Origin of the sequence: Streptomyces sp. NPDC059201, from assembly GCF_042754585.1 — a bacterium.
In the GTDB taxonomy this organism is placed as follows: Bacteria; Actinomycetota; Actinomycetes; order Streptomycetales; family Streptomycetaceae; genus Streptomyces.
This window is the reverse complement of record NZ_JBHZBB010000023.1, coordinates 19,146-33,734: the sequence shown is the minus strand read 5'-3', so window position 1 is coordinate 33,734 and position 14,589 is coordinate 19,146. Positions and strand designations below refer to the sequence as shown.

The following is a 14,589-nucleotide window of genomic DNA, read 5'->3' as shown; positions in this document are numbered from 1 at the left end:
CTCTATCAGATCTTTCCGATCCGATTTCCTCGGTGCTTTCCGGTCCCTTTCGCTTTCGCTCCGGGCCCTTCCGGCGTTTCCGACTCTATCAGATCCTTTCGGCGTCTGATTCCCAGTCAGGGGGGTTTGCCTTCCCGGCTGTTGGGCCGTTCCGACGAGTGAGACTTTAGCGGATTCCTTGCCCCCGATGCGAATCGGGGGCTCGCGTCCGAACTTCGAACGCGGATTCCTCATTTCGCAAAAGCGCACGGAAATCAGAACGGCACGACGAATCGCGGCCGTCAGGCTCAGTGGTTCTTGCGGAATCGCTGTCCGGGGCCGACCGGGGTCGGTGCTCACGTCGGACAACTCGGAGAACACTACGGACCTGACAATCCCGTGTCAACCCCCGCCCTGAGGCGTACCCTCACCGTATGACTACGCATGCGCACACCACCCAGTGGTGGGCCGCCTGACGGCGGCCCGTACTGACGCATGCACACGGCCGCCGCTTCGGCGGCCGTTCGCGTATCCCCCTCCGGGAGCCGGGCCGTCGGGCCGGCGCAGGACGGAGAAGGAGCGGAACGCGATGACGAGGATCTTCAGCGGGGTCAAGCCCACCGGGCATCTGACGCTGGGCAACTACCTCGGGGCCGTACGGCGGTGGGTCGAGGTGGACCAGCACCGGGGCGAGGCGCTGTTCAGCGTGGTGGACCTGCACGCGCTGACCGTGGAGCACGATCCGGCGCGGGTGCGCCGGCTGAGCCGGCAGGCGGCGACGCTGCTGCTGGCGTCGGGGCTCGATCCGGAGCTCTGCACGGTGTTCGTGCAGAGCCATGTGGACGAGCACGCCCGGCTGTCGTACCTCCTGGAGTGCACGGCCACCGACGGCGAGCTGCGGCGGATGATCCAGTACAAGGAGAAGAGCGTGCGCGCGCGGGAGTCCGGGCAGGGCGTGCGGCTGTCGCTGCTCACCTATCCCGTGCTGATGGCGGCGGACATCCTGGCCTACGGGGCCGACGAGGTGCCCGTGGGCGAGGACCAGACGCAGCACGTGGAGCTGACCCGGGACCTGGCCGTGCGGTTCAACCAGCGGTACGGCCACACGTTCACCGTGCCGAGGGCGACGCGGCCGGCGGTGGCGGCGCGGGTGATGGACCTCCAGGACCCCGGTTCGAAGATGGGGAAGTCGCACGAGAACGGGGCCGGGATCGTCTATCTGCTCGACGACGCGGACACCGTGCGGCGGAAGATCATGCGGGCCGTGACGGACAGCGGGCGGGAGGTCGTCTATGACCGGGACGTCAATCCGGGGATCGCAAATCTGCTCGATCTGATGGCGGCGGCGATCGGTGGGAACCCGGAGGAGCTGGCCGGTGTATACGAGTCGTACGGATCTTTGAAGAAGGACACGGCGGACGCGGTGGTCGAACTGCTGCGGCCGGTGCGGGAGCGGCATGCCGAGCTCGCGGCGGATCCCGGGTTCGTGGACGGGGTGCTGCGGGAGGGGGCCGAGCGGGCCCGGGGGATGGCGCGGCCGCTGGTGGACCGGGCCTACCGGGCGATCGGGCTGCTGCCCGCCGTGTGACGGAAGGCCGCGCGGTAGTCGCGCGGGCTGGTGGCGAGGTGCGAGGCGAAGTGCTGACGCATCGTGACCTCGCTGCCGAAGCCCGCGCGGCGGGCCACTTCGGGGAGGGGATGGTCGGTGAGTTCGAGGAGTTTCTGGGCGGCGGCGACGCGCTGGGTGATGAGCCAGTGGAGGGGGGTGGTGCCGGTGGTGGCCTGGAAGTGGCGGGCGAAGGAGCGGGGGGACATGCCGGCGTGGGCCGCGAGGCTCGCGACGGTGTGGGGCTGGTCGAGATGGGCGAGCGCGTGGGCGCGGACGGCGGCGAGGGCGTCCTCGTCACGGTCGGTCCTGGGCGTGGGGCGCTCGATGAACTGGGCCTGGGTCCCGGTGCGGAAGGGGGCGGTGACCATCGAGCGGGCGACGGTGGCGGCGACCTCGGCGCCGTGGGCCGTACGGACGAGGTGGAGGCAGAGGTCGAGTCCTGCGGCGGTGCCGGCCGAGGTCCAGACGCCGGTGTCCTCGATGTGGAGCGCGTCCGGCTCCACGCGGACCCGTGGGTGGCGGGCGGCCAGGGTCTCGGCGAGGTGCCAGTGGGTGACGGCGCGGCGGCCGTCGAGGAGACCGGCGCGGGCGAGGACGAAGGCGCCCGCGCAGAGGGAGGCGACGGGTACGCCGCGGGCGTGGGCACGGCGGACGGCGTCGAGGACGGGGGCGGGGACGTCCGTGTCGGGGTCCTCTATGCCGGGGACGAGGACGAGGTCGGTGGGGGTGAGGGTGTCGATCCAGTCGAGGGGGCGGTCGGGGTTGAGGCTCAGACCGCCGCGGAGGGGGATCGGGGCGGCCGGGTCGGCTGCGGTCCGGCGGAGTTCGAAGGCGGGGACGCCGCGGTCGGTGCGATCGGTGCCCCAGACCTCGGTGACGACGGAGACGTCGAAGGCGCGGATGCCGGGAAAGGAGAGGAGTGCGATGCGCTGGGGGGCCGCCATGGATGGCAGTAAAGCATCGATCGGTGGCTTCGGAACCTCTGGGGAGGGCGGGTGTGCCCGGGCAGGATCGTGGTCATGGAGATCGAGGAGAACGCGGCGCTGATCGTGGTCGACGTGCAGAAGGGCTTCGAGTCCGGGGTCTGGGGGCGTCGGGACAACCCGGGGGCGGAGGAGAACATGGCCGCCCTGATCGACCGGTGGCAGGAGACGGGGCGGCCGGTGGTGTTCGTACGGCACGACTCGGTGGAGGAGGGGTCGCCGCTGCGGCCGGAGACGGAGGGGAACGTGTTCCAGGACTTCGTCGAGGAGCGGCGGGGCCGGGGCGCGGGGCCGGAGGTGCTCGTCACGAAGACGGTGAACTCCGCCTTCTACGGGGAGCCGGATCTGGACGCGTGGCTGAAGGGGGTGGGGACCGGGCAGGTGGTGATCGTGGGGATCCAGACGAACATGTGCAACGAGACGACGGCCCGGATGGGCGGGAACCTCGGGTACGACGTGCTGTTCGCGCTGGACGCGATGCACACCTTCGACCTGGCCGGGCCGTTCGGGTGGACGCGGACGGCGGAGGAGCTGACCCGGGCGACGGCGGTGTCGCTGCACGGCGGAGGGTTCGCCCGGGTCGTGACCACCGAGGAGGTGCTGGCGGCGGCCGGGTAGGGGTCAGCCGTTGCCGGAGGCGAGCTCGCGGCTGCGGTCGCGGGCGGCTTCCAGGGCGGCGATGAGGGCGGCGCGGACGCCGTGGTTCTCCAGCTCGCGGATGGCACTGATGGTGGTGCCGGCGGGGGAGGTGACGGCCTCGCGGAGCTTCACGGGGTGCTCGCCGCTGTCGCGGAGCATCACGGCGGCGCCGATGGCGGCCTGGACGATGAGGTCGTGGGCCTGGGCGCGGGGCAGGCCGAGGAGGATGCCGGCGTCGGTCATGGCCTCGACGAGGAAGTAGAAGTACGCGGGGCCGGAGCCGGAGAGGGCGGTGGCGGCGTCCTGCTGGGACTCGGGGACGCGGAGGGTCTTGCCGACGCCGCCGAAGATCTCCTCGGTGTGGGCGAGGTGTTCAGGGGTGGCGTGGCTGCCGCCGGAGATCACGGACATGCCCTCGTCGACGAGGACGGGGGTGTTGGGCATGACGCGGACGACGGGGGTGCCGGGGCTGAGGCGCTCCTCGATGAAGGAGGTGGGGATGCCGGCGGCGGCGCTGATGACGAGGCGGTCGGTGGCCACGTGGGGGCCGAGTTCGTCGAGGAGGCGGCCCATGTCCTGGGGCTTGACGGCCAGGATGAGGGTGTCGGCGCGCTTGGCGGCCTCGGCGTTGGTGACCGTCTCGACGCCGTAGCGGTCGCGGAGCTCGGCGGCGCGTTCGGCGCGGCGGGTGGTGACCAGGAGGTGCGCGGGGCGCCAGCCGGCTCGGATCATGCCGCTGAGGAGCGCTTCACCGATCTTGCCGGTGCCGAGGACTGCGACGGTCTGGGTCATGGCTCTGTTCACCTCGCCGGAGGGGGTACGTGTCGTCATCCTCGCACCGGCGGGGCGGCCGGTGCGCGCGGTGTCCGAGGGCCGGTCACGGGGTGCGGCGGCGGAGGGTGGCGGCGCCGAGGGCGAGGACGAGGACGGCGCAGCCCGCCACGACGAGGGCGTCGCGGAGGAAGGTGCCGGTGATGTCGGGGTGGCGGAGGACCTCGTTCATGCCGTCGACGGCGTACGACATGGGGAGGACGTTCGAGAGCGCCTCCAGGGCGGGGGCCATCTTGTCGCGCGGGGTGAACAGGCCGCAGAGGAGGAGCTGGGGGAAGATCACGGCCGGCATGAACTGGACGGCCTGGAACTCGGAGGCCGCGAAGGCGGAGACGAAGAGGCCGAGCGCGGTGCCGAGCAGGGCGTCGAGGAGGGCGACGAGCAGGAGCAGCCAGGGGGAGCCGACGACGTCGAGGCCGAGGAGGCCGACGGCGAGGGCGGTGGCGAGGACCGACTGGACGACGGCGACCAGGCCGAAGGCGAGGGCGTAGCCGGCGATGAGGTCGGCCTTGCCGAGGGGCATGGCGAGGAGGCGTTCGAGGGTGCCGGAGGTGCGTTCGCGCAGGGTGGCGATGGAGGTCACCAGGAACATGGTGATGAGGGGGAAGATGCCGAGCAGCGAGGCGCCGATGGTGTCGAAGGTGCCGGGACTGCCGTCGAAGACGTAGCGGAGCAGGAAGAGCATCGCGCAGGGGACGAGGAGCATCAGCGCGATGGAGCGGGGGTCGTGGCGGAGCTGGCGCAGGACGCGGGCCGCCGTGGCGAGGGTGCGTGCGGTGGTCATGGGCGGGGCTCCTCGTGGGTCTTCTCGCGGGGCTCCTCGTGGGTGGCGCGGCCCGTGGCGGTGTCGACCAGGTGGAGGAAGGCCGCTTCGACGGTGGGGGTGCCGCTCTGGCGGCGGAGGGCGTCGGGGCTGCCCTCGGCGAGGATCTCGCCCTCGCGCATGAGGAGGAGCCGGTGGCAGCGCTCGGCCTCGTCCATGACGTGGGAGGAGACGAGGAGGGTGGTGCCGCGGTCGGCGGCGAGGCGGTGGAAGAGGTCCCACAGGTCGCGGCGGAGGACGGGGTCGAGGCCGACGGTGGGTTCGTCGAGGACGAGCAGGTCGGGGCTGCCGAGGAGGGCGACGGCGAGGGAGACGCGGCTGCGCTGGCCGCCGGAGAGGCGTCCGGCGAGGGAGTTGGCGTGGTCGGTCAGGTCGACGTCGGCGAGGGCGCCCTCGACGGCGGTGCGGCGGGCGGGGCGGTGGGCGCGGCCGGGGAGGAGGACGGAGGCGAAGTAGTCGAGGTTCTGCCGGACGGTGAGGTCGTCGTAGACGGAGGGGGCCTGGGTGACGTAGCCGATGCGGGGGCGGAGGCTCGGGTGGCCCGCGGGGCTGCCGAGGACGGTGAGGGTGCCGGTGACCTTGGCCTGGGTGCCGACGATGGCGCGCATGAGGGTGGTCTTGCCGCAGCCGGAGGGGCCGAGGAGGCCGGTGACGCGGCCGGTGGGGACGGTGAGGTCGAGGGCGCGCAGGACGCTGCGGTCGCCTCGTACGGCGGTGAGGGCGCGGGCGGCGATCGCGGGGTCCGGGTCGGGGGGTTCGGGCTCCCTGGAGTCGTAATTCATCATGTGATGAATAGTGGGTACGGAGAAGCCCCCGCGTCAAGGACCGCGGGGGCTCGGGTGGGCCGTGGCCGGACCGGCCGGGCCGGGGATCAGGACCGCTTGGGCTTCTTGCGGGCGGCCGGGTTGCCGGTGCGGCTGCCGCGGAGCTTCTCGTAGCGGGTGCGGGCCGTCTCGTACTCGGCTCGGCGGAGCTTCTCGCCGGGGGCCTCCAGGAGACAGCGGATGGCGTAGGCGAGGAGCACGCCGATGAAGCCGATCGCCTTGAGGCTCTTGAGGGTGTCCTCGCGCGCCTGGTCGGCGGGGCGGCGGCCGAAGCCCTCCCAGGTCTTGGTGAAGGCGATCGCGGAGCAGATCGCGAACATCAGGATGACCAGGGTGTTCACGATGCCGCCGACGTCCGCGACCTGGAGCCCCTGGTAGGCGAAGCGCAGGACGAAGGCGCCGGCGACCGCCGCGGCGAGCGCGCCGACGGCGAGGCCGGCGCGCCGCAGTCCGTAGTGGGCGCTGTGGTCGACCCAGGTCGTCCCGAAGAAACGGATCTCCTCGGGCTGGGGTCCGCTCGTGCCGGTTCCGGGGTTCTGCTTGTCCTCGCTCACGAGGTCGATTATCCCCGGAACGGCGCCGGGACGGCCGAGGCGAAGGTCCTCAGGAGCAGCGCGGCGCGACGTAGTCGTCGCTTCCGGTCCTCACGTAGGAGTCGGAGACGTACTGCCCCGGGGCGATGCTGTCCCAGATGCGGGTGGTGCCGTACGGTCCCGCGACCCACTCGCCCGCCTTCTGGCAGTGGATCGGGACGGTCACGCCCTCGGAGAGCACCCGGACCACCGGGTACTGGGTGCTCGGACCGGACCGGACGTTGAGCCGGTAGCCCGGCGCGACCGGGTAGTACTTCACCGCCATGATGTTCTCCCCCTGGCTTCACTCTGTGCGACGCGCGCAGGCTAGCAAGCTCCTCCGACATCGTGGGGCCCATCGACTAGGCTCCTTCGCGTCGCGCACGCGCGCGTGGACGGACGCGGAACCACACGGGGGTGGGAGATGCCGCCGTTGAGCAGCACCAACGCCGACAGGGGCGCCGAGGGCCCCGAGTACGCCGGGGAGTACCGGCTCCAGGCGGTGCTCGGCGCGGGCGGCATGGGCGTCGTCCACCTGGCCTCCTCGCCCTCGGGGCTGCGGCTCGCCGTGAAGGTGGTGCACGCGCGCTATGCGGAGGATCCCGACTTCCGGGCCCGGTTCCGGCAGGAGGTGGCCGCCGCCCGCCGGGTCAGCGGCGCCTTCACCGCCCCCGTCGTGGACGCCGACCCGGACGCCGAGCGCCCCTGGATGGCCACCCTCTACGTCCCCGGCCCCACCCTCGCCGACCAGGTCCGCCAGCGCGGCCCCCTCTCCCCCGCCGAGCTGCGCCGGCTGACCGCCGGGCTCGCCGAGGCGCTGCGCGACATCCACCGCGCCGGGGTGGTGCACCGGGACCTCAAGCCGAGCAATGTGCTCCTCACCGACTCCGGGCCCAAGGTCATCGACTTCGGGATCTCCCGGCCGGTCGACAGCGATCTGCACACCGAGACCGGGAAGCTGATCGGCTCGCCGCCCTTCATGGCGCCGGAGCAGTTCCAGCGGCCGCGCGAGGTCGGGCCGTCCGCCGACGTCTTCGCGCTCGGCTCGGTCCTGGTGCACGCGGCGACCGGGCACGGCCCCTTCGACTCGGACAGCCCGTACATCGTGGCCTACCAGGTGGTCCACGACGAGCCGGACCTCACCGGGGTGCCGGCCGAGCTCGCGCCGCTGGTCGCGCACTGCCTGGCGAAGGAGCCGGGCGACCGGCCCACGCCGGCCGAGATCATGGCGGCCCTGCTGCCGCCCTCGTACGAGGCCGAGGCGTTCATACCGTCCCAGCGGCGGCGCCCGGCGCTGCCCGCGGACCCGTTCGCGCCGGAGGGGCGTACCGACGACTTCGGTTCCGGTTACGGCTCCGGGTCGGGTTACGGCTCCGGCTCCGGTGACACCGCGACGCGGCCCGCCGTGCCCGGCCCGCCCGCGCGGCGGCGGCGCGCGCGGCTCGCGCCGCGTCTGACGGTCTCCGCCGTCGTCGTGCTCGTCCTGGCCGGGGCCGGGGTGTACGCGGCGCTGCGCCCGTCGGCCGGTCCGACCGCCGAGGCGCCCGCCCGCCCCGCCGAGGTGGCGACCGCCTTCGACGGCTGGCACGTCCAGCTCCAGGAGTACGGCGGCTCCGCCGCGCCCGCCTGCCTCCACGAGGCGGGTTCCCTCTACTGCGCGGCCCGGGGCGTGACGCTCGCCCGCCTCGACCCGATGACCGGCGAGGTCCTGTGGAAGCGGACCGGGCCAGTCGACGCGGAGCCGCCGGACACGCCCGTGCCGCTGGCGGGTGGGACCGAGCCGCTGGTCGGCGCCTCGCCGAAGACCGGTCCCCTGCGCGCGTACGCCGTCGAGGACGGGACGCCCGGCTGGACCGCGCGCGCGGACGTGCCGGAGACGTACCGCCCGGCGGGTGGGGTGGTCGTCCTCTCCGACGGGCGCGGCGCGCTCCGGGGGATCGACGCGCGCACCGGGGCCGGGCAGTGGGCGCATCGCCTGGACGGGTTCGACGCGCCGGTGGTCGGCGTATACGACGCCCCGACCGGGCTGATCACGGTCTCCGAGACGGCCGCGGACGGGCAGAGCACCCGGATCGGGGCCGTCCTGCCGGCGACCGGCGAGCTGGTGTGGAGCCGGGTGGTGGCCGGGGACGCCTTCCCGGCGGGCCGCACCGGCGACGGGACGCTGGTCCTCGCCACGCGCTATCAGGGCGACCTGGTCGACGGGCTGGTGCTGCTCGCGCCGGGCGACCCCGGCGATCCGGGGAGCGGGCCGGACACCGGCTCGGAGCGCCGGATCGGGATCCAGGAGCGGATGCAGGTCAGCGGTATCGCCGTGCGCGGCTCGGTCGCGTATCTGCTCTCCCTGGACGGGCGGCTGCTCGCGATGGACATGGCCGTGGAGAAGGGCGGCCGGCTGTGGGAGCTGGAGACGGGGGCCTCGAACGTCTCGGTGCCCGTCCTCGGCCCCGACGACCGGCTCTACCTCTCCGCCGCGGACGGGCGGCTCTTCGCCGTGGACACCGCGCGCGGAGCGGTCGTCGGGCAGACCCGCCCCCGGCTGCGGAACGGGCGGCTGGGCTACGCGACGCAGGTGCCGGCGCCGCTGGTCGCAGGGAACCGGGTGTTCGGGACGGCCCCGGACGGCTCGGTCTTCGCGGTGGACGCGCGCGTGTGCGTGCCGTGAAGGCCGCCCGGGGGCGGCCCCTCGGCCCCGGTGTCAGCCGAGCTTCGAGACGTCCCGGACGGCGCCCTTGTCGGCGCTGGTTGCCATCGCGGCGTACGCGCGCAGGGCCGCGGAGACCTTGCGCTCGCGGTTCTTCGGCGCGTAGACGCCGCCGAGGGCCTCGCGGCGGGCGGCGAGGGTCTCGTCGTCGACGAGCAGCTCGATCGACCGGCCGGGGATGTCGATGCGGATCCGGTCGCCGTCCTCGACGAGCGCGATGGTGCCGCCCGAGGCCGCCTCCGGGGAGGCGTGGCCGATGGAGAGGCCCGAGGTGCCGCCGGAGAAGCGTCCGTCGGTCACCAGGGCGCAGGTCTTGCCGAGGCCGCGGCCCTTGAGGAAGGACGTCGGGTAGAGCATCTCCTGCATGCCGGGGCCGCCCTTGGGGCCCTCGTACCGGATGACGACCACGTCGCCGTCCTTGACCCGCTTGTTGAGGATCTTCTCGACGGCCTCCTCCTGCGACTCGCAGACGACGGCCGGGCCCTCGAAGGTCCAGATCGACTCGTCGACGCCGGCGGTCTTCACGACGCAGCCGTCGACGGCGATGTTGCCGCGCAGGACGGCGAGGCCGCCGTCCTTGGAGTAGGCGTGGGCCGCGTCGCGGATGCAGCCCTCGGCCGCGTCCACGTCGAGGGTCTCCCAGCGCTCGGACTGGGAGAACGCCTCCGCGGAGCGGACGCAGCCGGGCGCCGCGTGGAACAGCTCGACGGCCTCGTCGGTGGGCGAGCCGCCGCGCACGTCCCAGGCGCCCAGCCACTCCTTGACGGAGCGGGAGTGGACCGAGTGGACGTCCTCGTTGAGCAGCCCGGCGCGGTACAGCTCGCCGAGGATGGCGGGGATGCCGCCGGCCCGGTGGACGTCCTCCATGTAGTACGTGCCGCGCGGGGCGACGTTCGGGGCGACCTTGGCCAGGCAGGGGACGCGGCGCGAGACCTCGTTCATGTCGGACAGGCCGTAGTCCAGCTCGGCCTCCTGGGCGGCGGCGAGCAGGTGGAGGATCGTGTTGGTCGAGCCGCCCATGGCGATGTCGAGCGCCATGGCGTTCTCGAACGCCGCGCGGGTCGCGATGGAGCGCGGCAGGACCGAGGCGTCGTCCTCGCCGTAGTAGCGGTGGGTGATCTCGACGACCGTGCGGGCCGCGTTCTCGTACAGGGCGCGGCGGCCGGTGTGGGTGGCGAGCATCGAGCCGTTGCCCGGCAGGGAGAGGCCGATGGCCTCGGTCAGGCAGTTCATCGAGTTGGCGGTGAACATGCCGGAACACGAGCCGCAGGTCGGGCAGGCGTTCTCCTCGATGCGGCGGATGTCCTCGTCCGAGATGTTGTCGTTCACGGCGTCGGAGATCGCGTCGACCAGGTCGAGCGTGCGGACCGTGCCGTCGACGAGCGTGGCGCGGCCGGACTCCATGGGGCCGCCGGAGACGAAGACCGTCGGGATGTTGAGGCGCAGGGCGGCCATCAGCATGCCGGGGGTGATCTTGTCGCAGTTGGAGATGCAGATCAGGGCGTCGGCGCAGTGGGCCTCGACCATGTACTCCACGCTGTCCGCGATCAGGTCGCGGGAGGGCAGGCTGTAGAGCATGCCGCCGTGGCCCATGGCGATGCCGTCGTCGACGGCGATCGTGTTGAACTCGCGGGCGATGCCGCCGGCGGCCGTGATGGCCTCGGAGACGATCCGCCCGACGGGCTGGAGGTGGGTGTGGCCGGGGACGAACTCGGTGAACGAGTTCGCCACGGCGATGATCGGCTTCCGCCCGATGTCCGCGCCCGGTACACCGGAGGCGCGCATAAGGGCGCGTGCGCCCGCCATGTTGCGGCCGTGGGTGACAGTGCGGGACCTCAGCTCGGGCATCGTCGCTCGCTCCTCGTGATGGATGTGCTTGCTAACGAGCGTACGCCGCCGCTCCAAGATCTGGACAGCCTGTCCGGAATACGGGACGGGATTCCAGGGATCGGTCAGGGATCCGGTCAGGGATCCGCTCAGGGGTCTGTCCGGGATCGCTCGGGATCGCTCGGGATCGGGCGGTGCGCGGTCGGGCGGTGAGCGGTCGGGCTTCGGTGAGCGGTCAGGCTTCGGTCAGGTAGCGCTGGAGGGTCGGGGCAACCTCGGCCACGATCCGCTCCGGGTCCGCCGAGGCCAGCGGCTCCACCTTGATCACGTACCGCAGTATCACGATCCCGATCATCTGCGAGGCCGCCAGCTCGGCCCGGAACTTCGGGTCCGGTACGGCCAGGTCGGCGGCGATCCGCTCCAGGAGCCGGCGCAGCACGAAGGTCCGCAGCACCTTCGCCGCCGCCTCGTGGGTCACCGCGGAGCGGATGACCGCGAGCAGCGGGGCGCGGGTCACCGGGTTCTCCCACACCCCGATGAAGAAGCGGGCCAGGCGTTCGCCGACCGCGTCGCGCGGGCCGTCGAGGATGGCCGGGACGACGAGCGCCGGTTCGAAGGAGACCTCGATCGCCGCCGCGAAGACCTCGTCCTTCGTACCGAAGTAGTGGTGCACCAGCGCCGGGTCGACCCCGGCGGCCTTGGCGATGCCGCGGACCGAGGTCTTGTCGTAGCCGCGCTCCGCGAACTGCGTCCGCGCCGCCTCCAGGATCCGCTCGCGGGCACCGGGTCCACCGGCGTCGGCGTCGCGCGCGGGGCGGCCGCGGCGACGGGGTGAGGGTTCGCTCACGCGCGCGTGCCCCGGGCCGCCGACGCGAGGTGGAGCCGGGTGAAGGCGAGCGCCTCGGCGAGGTCGGCCTCCCGTTCGGCGGCGGACATCGCGCGCCGGGTGTTGACCTCGATGACGACGTGTCCGTCGAAGCCGCTCACGGCCAGCCCCTCAAGCAGCTCGGCGCACGGCTGGGTGCCCCGGCCCGGGACCAGGTGCTCGTCCTTGGCGGAGCCGCGCCCATCGGCGAGGTGGACGTGGCCGAGCCGGTCGCCCATGCGGTCGATCATCGCGAGGGTGTCCGTGCGGGCGGTCGCCGTGTGCGAGAGGTCGATCGTGAAGTGCCGGTAGTCGTCCTTGGTGACGTCCCACTCGGGGGCGTACGCGAGCATCTCGCGGTCCTTGTACCGCCACGGGTACATGTTCTCGACGGCGAAGCGGACGTCGGTCTCCTCGGCCATCCGCCAGATGCCGGTCACGAAGTCGCGGGCGTACTGGCGCTGCCAGCGGAACGGCGGGTGGACGACGACCGTGGACGCGCCGAGCTTCTCCGCGGCCGCCTGGGCGCGCTGGAGCTTGACCCAGGGGTCGGTGGACCAGACGCGCTGGGTGATCAGCAGGCAGGGGGCGTGGATGGCCAGGATCGGCACCTGGTGGTAGTCGGAGAGGCGGCGCAGGGCCTCGATGTCCTGGCTGACCGGGTCGGTCCACACCATGACCTCGACGCCGTCGTACCCGAGGCGCGCGGCGACCTCGAAGGCCGTCGCCGTCGACTCCGGATAGACCGAGGCCGTCGACAGCGCGACCTTCGCATCCGGGATGCGCACCGCTGGTTCTGCCACGACAGACAGGGTACGGGGCGCACCTGGGCGCGGGAGCGTGGTTCCGGTCACCCCCCGCACGCCCCGGGGACGGCGCGCGTACGGCTCCTGTTCTGCTCGCGTACGGCTGCCGCAGGCGTACGCGCGCGTGCGACTCGGTTACGGGTTCTACGCGTGCGCGTGCCGCCCGCGAGTCGGGCCGGGCCCGGTCCCTCCCCCGCGTCACCCTCCCGCGACGAGCTCCGGGAGGTGGTCGAGGCGGCGGAGGATCACGCCTTCGCGGAGGGCCCAGGGGCAGATCTCCAGCTGGGCGACGCCGAGGAGGTCCATGGCGCCCTCCGCGACGAGGGCGCCGGCCAGCAGCTGGGCGGCGCGGCCCTCGGAGACGCCGGGGAGGGCGGCGCGCTCGCCGCCGGACATGGCGGCGAGTCGCGGCACCCACTCCTCCAGGGAGGCGCGGGTCAGGAGCCGCTCCACGTACAGGCCCTCGCCAGAGCCGGGCGCGCCGGCGATCCGGGCCAGCTGCTTGAAGGTCTTGGAGGTGGCGACGACGTGGTCGGGGCGGCCGAAGCGGCTGAACTCGCCGACCGTACGGGCGATCTGGGCGCGCACATGGCGGCGCAGCGCCTTGACGTCCTCCGTGTCGGGCGGGTCGCCGGGCAGCCAGCCCGCCGTGAGACGGCCCGCGCCGAGCGGCAGGGAGACGGCGGCGTCGGGGTCCTCGTCGATGCCGTACGCGACCTCCAGGGAGCCGCCGCCGATGTCGAGGAGGAGCAGCTTGCCCGCGGACCAGCCGAACCAGCGGCGGGCGGCGAGGAAGGTGAGCCGGGCCTCCTCCCCGCCGGTGAGGACCTGGAGGTCGACGCCGGTCTCGTCCTTGACCCGGGCGAGGACCTCGTCGGCGTTGGTGGCCTCGCGGACGGCGGAGGTCGCGAACGGGAGGACCTCCTCGCACCCCTTGTCCTCGGCCGCGTGGAGGGCGTCCCTGACGGTCGCGATGAGCCGCTCGACGCCGCCGGGGGCGATGGCGCCGCGCGCGTCGAGGAGCTCGGCGAGCCGCAGGTCCGCCTTGTGGGAGTGGGCGGGCAGCGGGCGGGCGCCGGGGTGGGCGTCCACCACGAGCAGGTGCACAGTGTTCGAACCGACGTCGAGGACTCCGAGTCTCATGGCGGAAACGCTACTGCGCCCACCCGCATACGCTTGGCGTTGTGCCAAAGACGAAAAAGGCGAAGCCGGGCAAAGACAGTGCCGCCGGCGGCGACGGTGCCGAGCGTGACGAGGCCGCGCGCGTGGCGCACGACGTGCGGGACGTGAAGTACGCGCGGGACGTGGAGGGCGGCGGGAAGCCGCCCGTCAAGGGTGTGAGGAAGCAGCGCAAGGGCGAGGAGCCCGACGAGCAGGGGCTCGACTTCCCGCGCGCGTGGGTGGAGTTCTCGGATCCGGCCGACGAGGAGCAGGTCTTCCGCTGCGACCTGACCTGGCTGACCTCGCGCTGGACCTGTGTCTTCGGTAGCGGCTGCCAGGGCATCCAGGCGGGCCGGGCTGCGGACGGCTGCTGCACTCTGGGCGCCCACTTCTCCGACGAGGACGACGAGAAGCGGGTCGCGGAGCACGTGGCGAAGCTGACGCCGGAGCTGTGGCAATTCCACGACGTCGGCAGCGAGACGGGGTGGACTCAGGTCGACGAGGACGGCGACCGGCAGACCCGCCGCTGGAAGGGCTCGTGCATCTTCCAGAACCGGCCGGGCTTCGCGGGCGGCGCGGGCTGCTCGCTGCACATCCTGGCCCTGAAGGAGGGCCGGGAGCCGCTGGAGACGAAGCCGGACGTGTGCTGGCAGCTGCCGGTGCGCCGCACGTACGACTGGATCGACCGGCCGGACGACTCGCGCGTGCTCCAGGTGTCGATCGGCGAGTACGACCGGCGGGGGTGGGGCCCGGGCGGGCACGACCTGCACTGGTGGTGCACCTCGGCGACCTCGGCGCACGGCGGCGGGGAGCCGGTCTACGTCTCGTACCGGCCCGAGCTGATCGAGATGATGGGCAAGGACGCGTACGACGTGCTGGTCGGGCTCTGCGAGGCGCGGCTGGCCTCGACGCTGCCGATGGTGGCGCCGCACCCGGCCGACCCGAAGCCCTAAGGCCGATCCCTGC

The 14,589-nt window shown here is 73.0% G+C and carries 13 protein-coding genes and 1 pseudogene; 4 read left to right on the top strand and 10 right to left on the bottom strand.

Annotated elements, in window-relative coordinates; all coding sequences use genetic code 11:
• The first annotated feature begins 568 nt into the window (after positions 1–568).
• Positions 569–1,567 (top strand): tryptophan--tRNA ligase, encoded by a 999-nt coding sequence (trpS, locus tag ACFXMG_RS38710; RefSeq protein ID WP_383830751.1) that lies wholly within the window; start codon positions 569–571, stop codon positions 1,565–1,567.
• Here trpS and ACFXMG_RS38705 read toward each other — a convergent pair.
• Positions 1,534–2,532, bottom strand: a complete 999-nt coding sequence (locus tag ACFXMG_RS38705; RefSeq protein WP_383830748.1) for a GlxA family transcriptional regulator — start codon at positions 2,530–2,532, stop codon at positions 1,534–1,536. The two genes, trpS and ACFXMG_RS38705, sit on opposite strands and share 34 nt — an antisense overlap.
• A gap of 75 nt (positions 2,533–2,607) precedes the next feature.
• Here ACFXMG_RS38705 and ACFXMG_RS38700 point away from each other — a divergent pair, with 75 nt between their 5' ends.
• Complete coding sequence (locus ACFXMG_RS38700) at positions 2,608–3,189, top strand: cysteine hydrolase family protein (RefSeq protein ID WP_383830745.1); 582 nt, start codon at positions 2,608–2,610, stop codon at positions 3,187–3,189.
• Positions 3,190–3,192: 3 nt separating this feature from the next.
• Here the strand turns inward: ACFXMG_RS38700 and proC are convergent, their stop codons facing one another.
• The 5 genes and pseudogenes from proC to ACFXMG_RS38675 all read right to left on the bottom strand — a co-directional run.
• A complete protein-coding gene (gene proC / locus ACFXMG_RS38695) occupies positions 3,193–4,002 on the bottom strand; it encodes a pyrroline-5-carboxylate reductase (RefSeq protein ID WP_383830742.1) in 810 nt (269 codons plus the stop codon).
• An 85-nt stretch (positions 4,003–4,087) separates the two neighbouring features.
• Entirely contained in the window at positions 4,088–4,825 is a 738-nt protein-coding gene (locus ACFXMG_RS38690; RefSeq protein WP_383830740.1) for an ABC transporter permease, read from the bottom strand.
• On the bottom strand, positions 4,822–5,649 hold the full coding sequence (locus ACFXMG_RS38685) for an ABC transporter ATP-binding protein (RefSeq protein WP_383830737.1): 828 nt from the start codon (positions 5,647–5,649) through the stop codon (positions 4,822–4,824). The genes ACFXMG_RS38690 and ACFXMG_RS38685 overlap by 4 nt, the downstream gene beginning before the upstream one ends.
• An 86-nt stretch (positions 5,650–5,735) precedes the next feature.
• Positions 5,736–6,242: a hypothetical protein gene (locus ACFXMG_RS38680; RefSeq protein WP_383830734.1), complete on the bottom strand. Its 507-nt coding sequence runs from the start codon at positions 6,240–6,242 to the stop codon at positions 5,736–5,738.
• 49 nt (positions 6,243–6,291) lie between these two features.
• Positions 6,292–6,543, bottom strand: a pseudogene (locus ACFXMG_RS38675) (SH3 domain-containing protein); the annotation flags it as partial.
• A 141-nt stretch (positions 6,544–6,684) separates the two neighbouring features.
• Here ACFXMG_RS38675 and ACFXMG_RS38670 point away from each other — a divergent pair.
• Positions 6,685–8,925: a protein kinase gene (locus tag ACFXMG_RS38670; RefSeq protein WP_384339141.1), complete on the top strand. Its 2,241-nt coding sequence runs from the start codon at positions 6,685–6,687 to the stop codon at positions 8,923–8,925.
• A gap of 33 nt (positions 8,926–8,958) precedes the next feature.
• Here the strand turns inward: ACFXMG_RS38670 and ilvD are convergent, their stop codons facing one another.
• From ilvD to ACFXMG_RS38650, 4 genes are all read right to left on the bottom strand, one after another.
• Positions 8,959–10,812: a dihydroxy-acid dehydratase gene (ilvD, locus tag ACFXMG_RS38665; RefSeq protein ID WP_383829801.1), complete on the bottom strand. Its 1,854-nt coding sequence runs from the start codon at positions 10,810–10,812 to the stop codon at positions 8,959–8,961.
• 214 nt (positions 10,813–11,026) lie between these two features.
• Positions 11,027–11,638 (bottom strand): TetR family transcriptional regulator, encoded by a 612-nt coding sequence (locus tag ACFXMG_RS38660; protein WP_383829804.1) that lies wholly within the window; start codon positions 11,636–11,638, stop codon positions 11,027–11,029.
• Positions 11,635–12,459, bottom strand: coding sequence for a sugar phosphate isomerase/epimerase family protein (locus tag ACFXMG_RS38655; protein ID WP_383829807.1), 825 nt, complete (start codon positions 12,457–12,459; stop codon positions 11,635–11,637). Before ACFXMG_RS38655 ends, ACFXMG_RS38660 begins: the two co-directional genes overlap by 4 nt.
• Before the next feature lie 201 nt (positions 12,460–12,660).
• Positions 12,661–13,605 (bottom strand): Ppx/GppA family phosphatase, encoded by a 945-nt coding sequence (locus ACFXMG_RS38650; RefSeq protein ID WP_383829810.1) that lies wholly within the window; start codon positions 13,603–13,605, stop codon positions 12,661–12,663.
• 41 nt (positions 13,606–13,646) lie between these two features.
• On the opposite strand from ACFXMG_RS38650, the gene ACFXMG_RS38645 reads away from it, so the two are divergent.
• Positions 13,647–14,576 carry a hypothetical protein gene (locus ACFXMG_RS38645; protein WP_383829813.1) on the top strand — a complete coding sequence of 310 codons (930 nt, stop codon included), beginning with the start codon at positions 13,647–13,649 and terminating at the stop codon, positions 14,574–14,576.
• Positions 14,577–14,589: the final 13 nt, after the last annotated feature.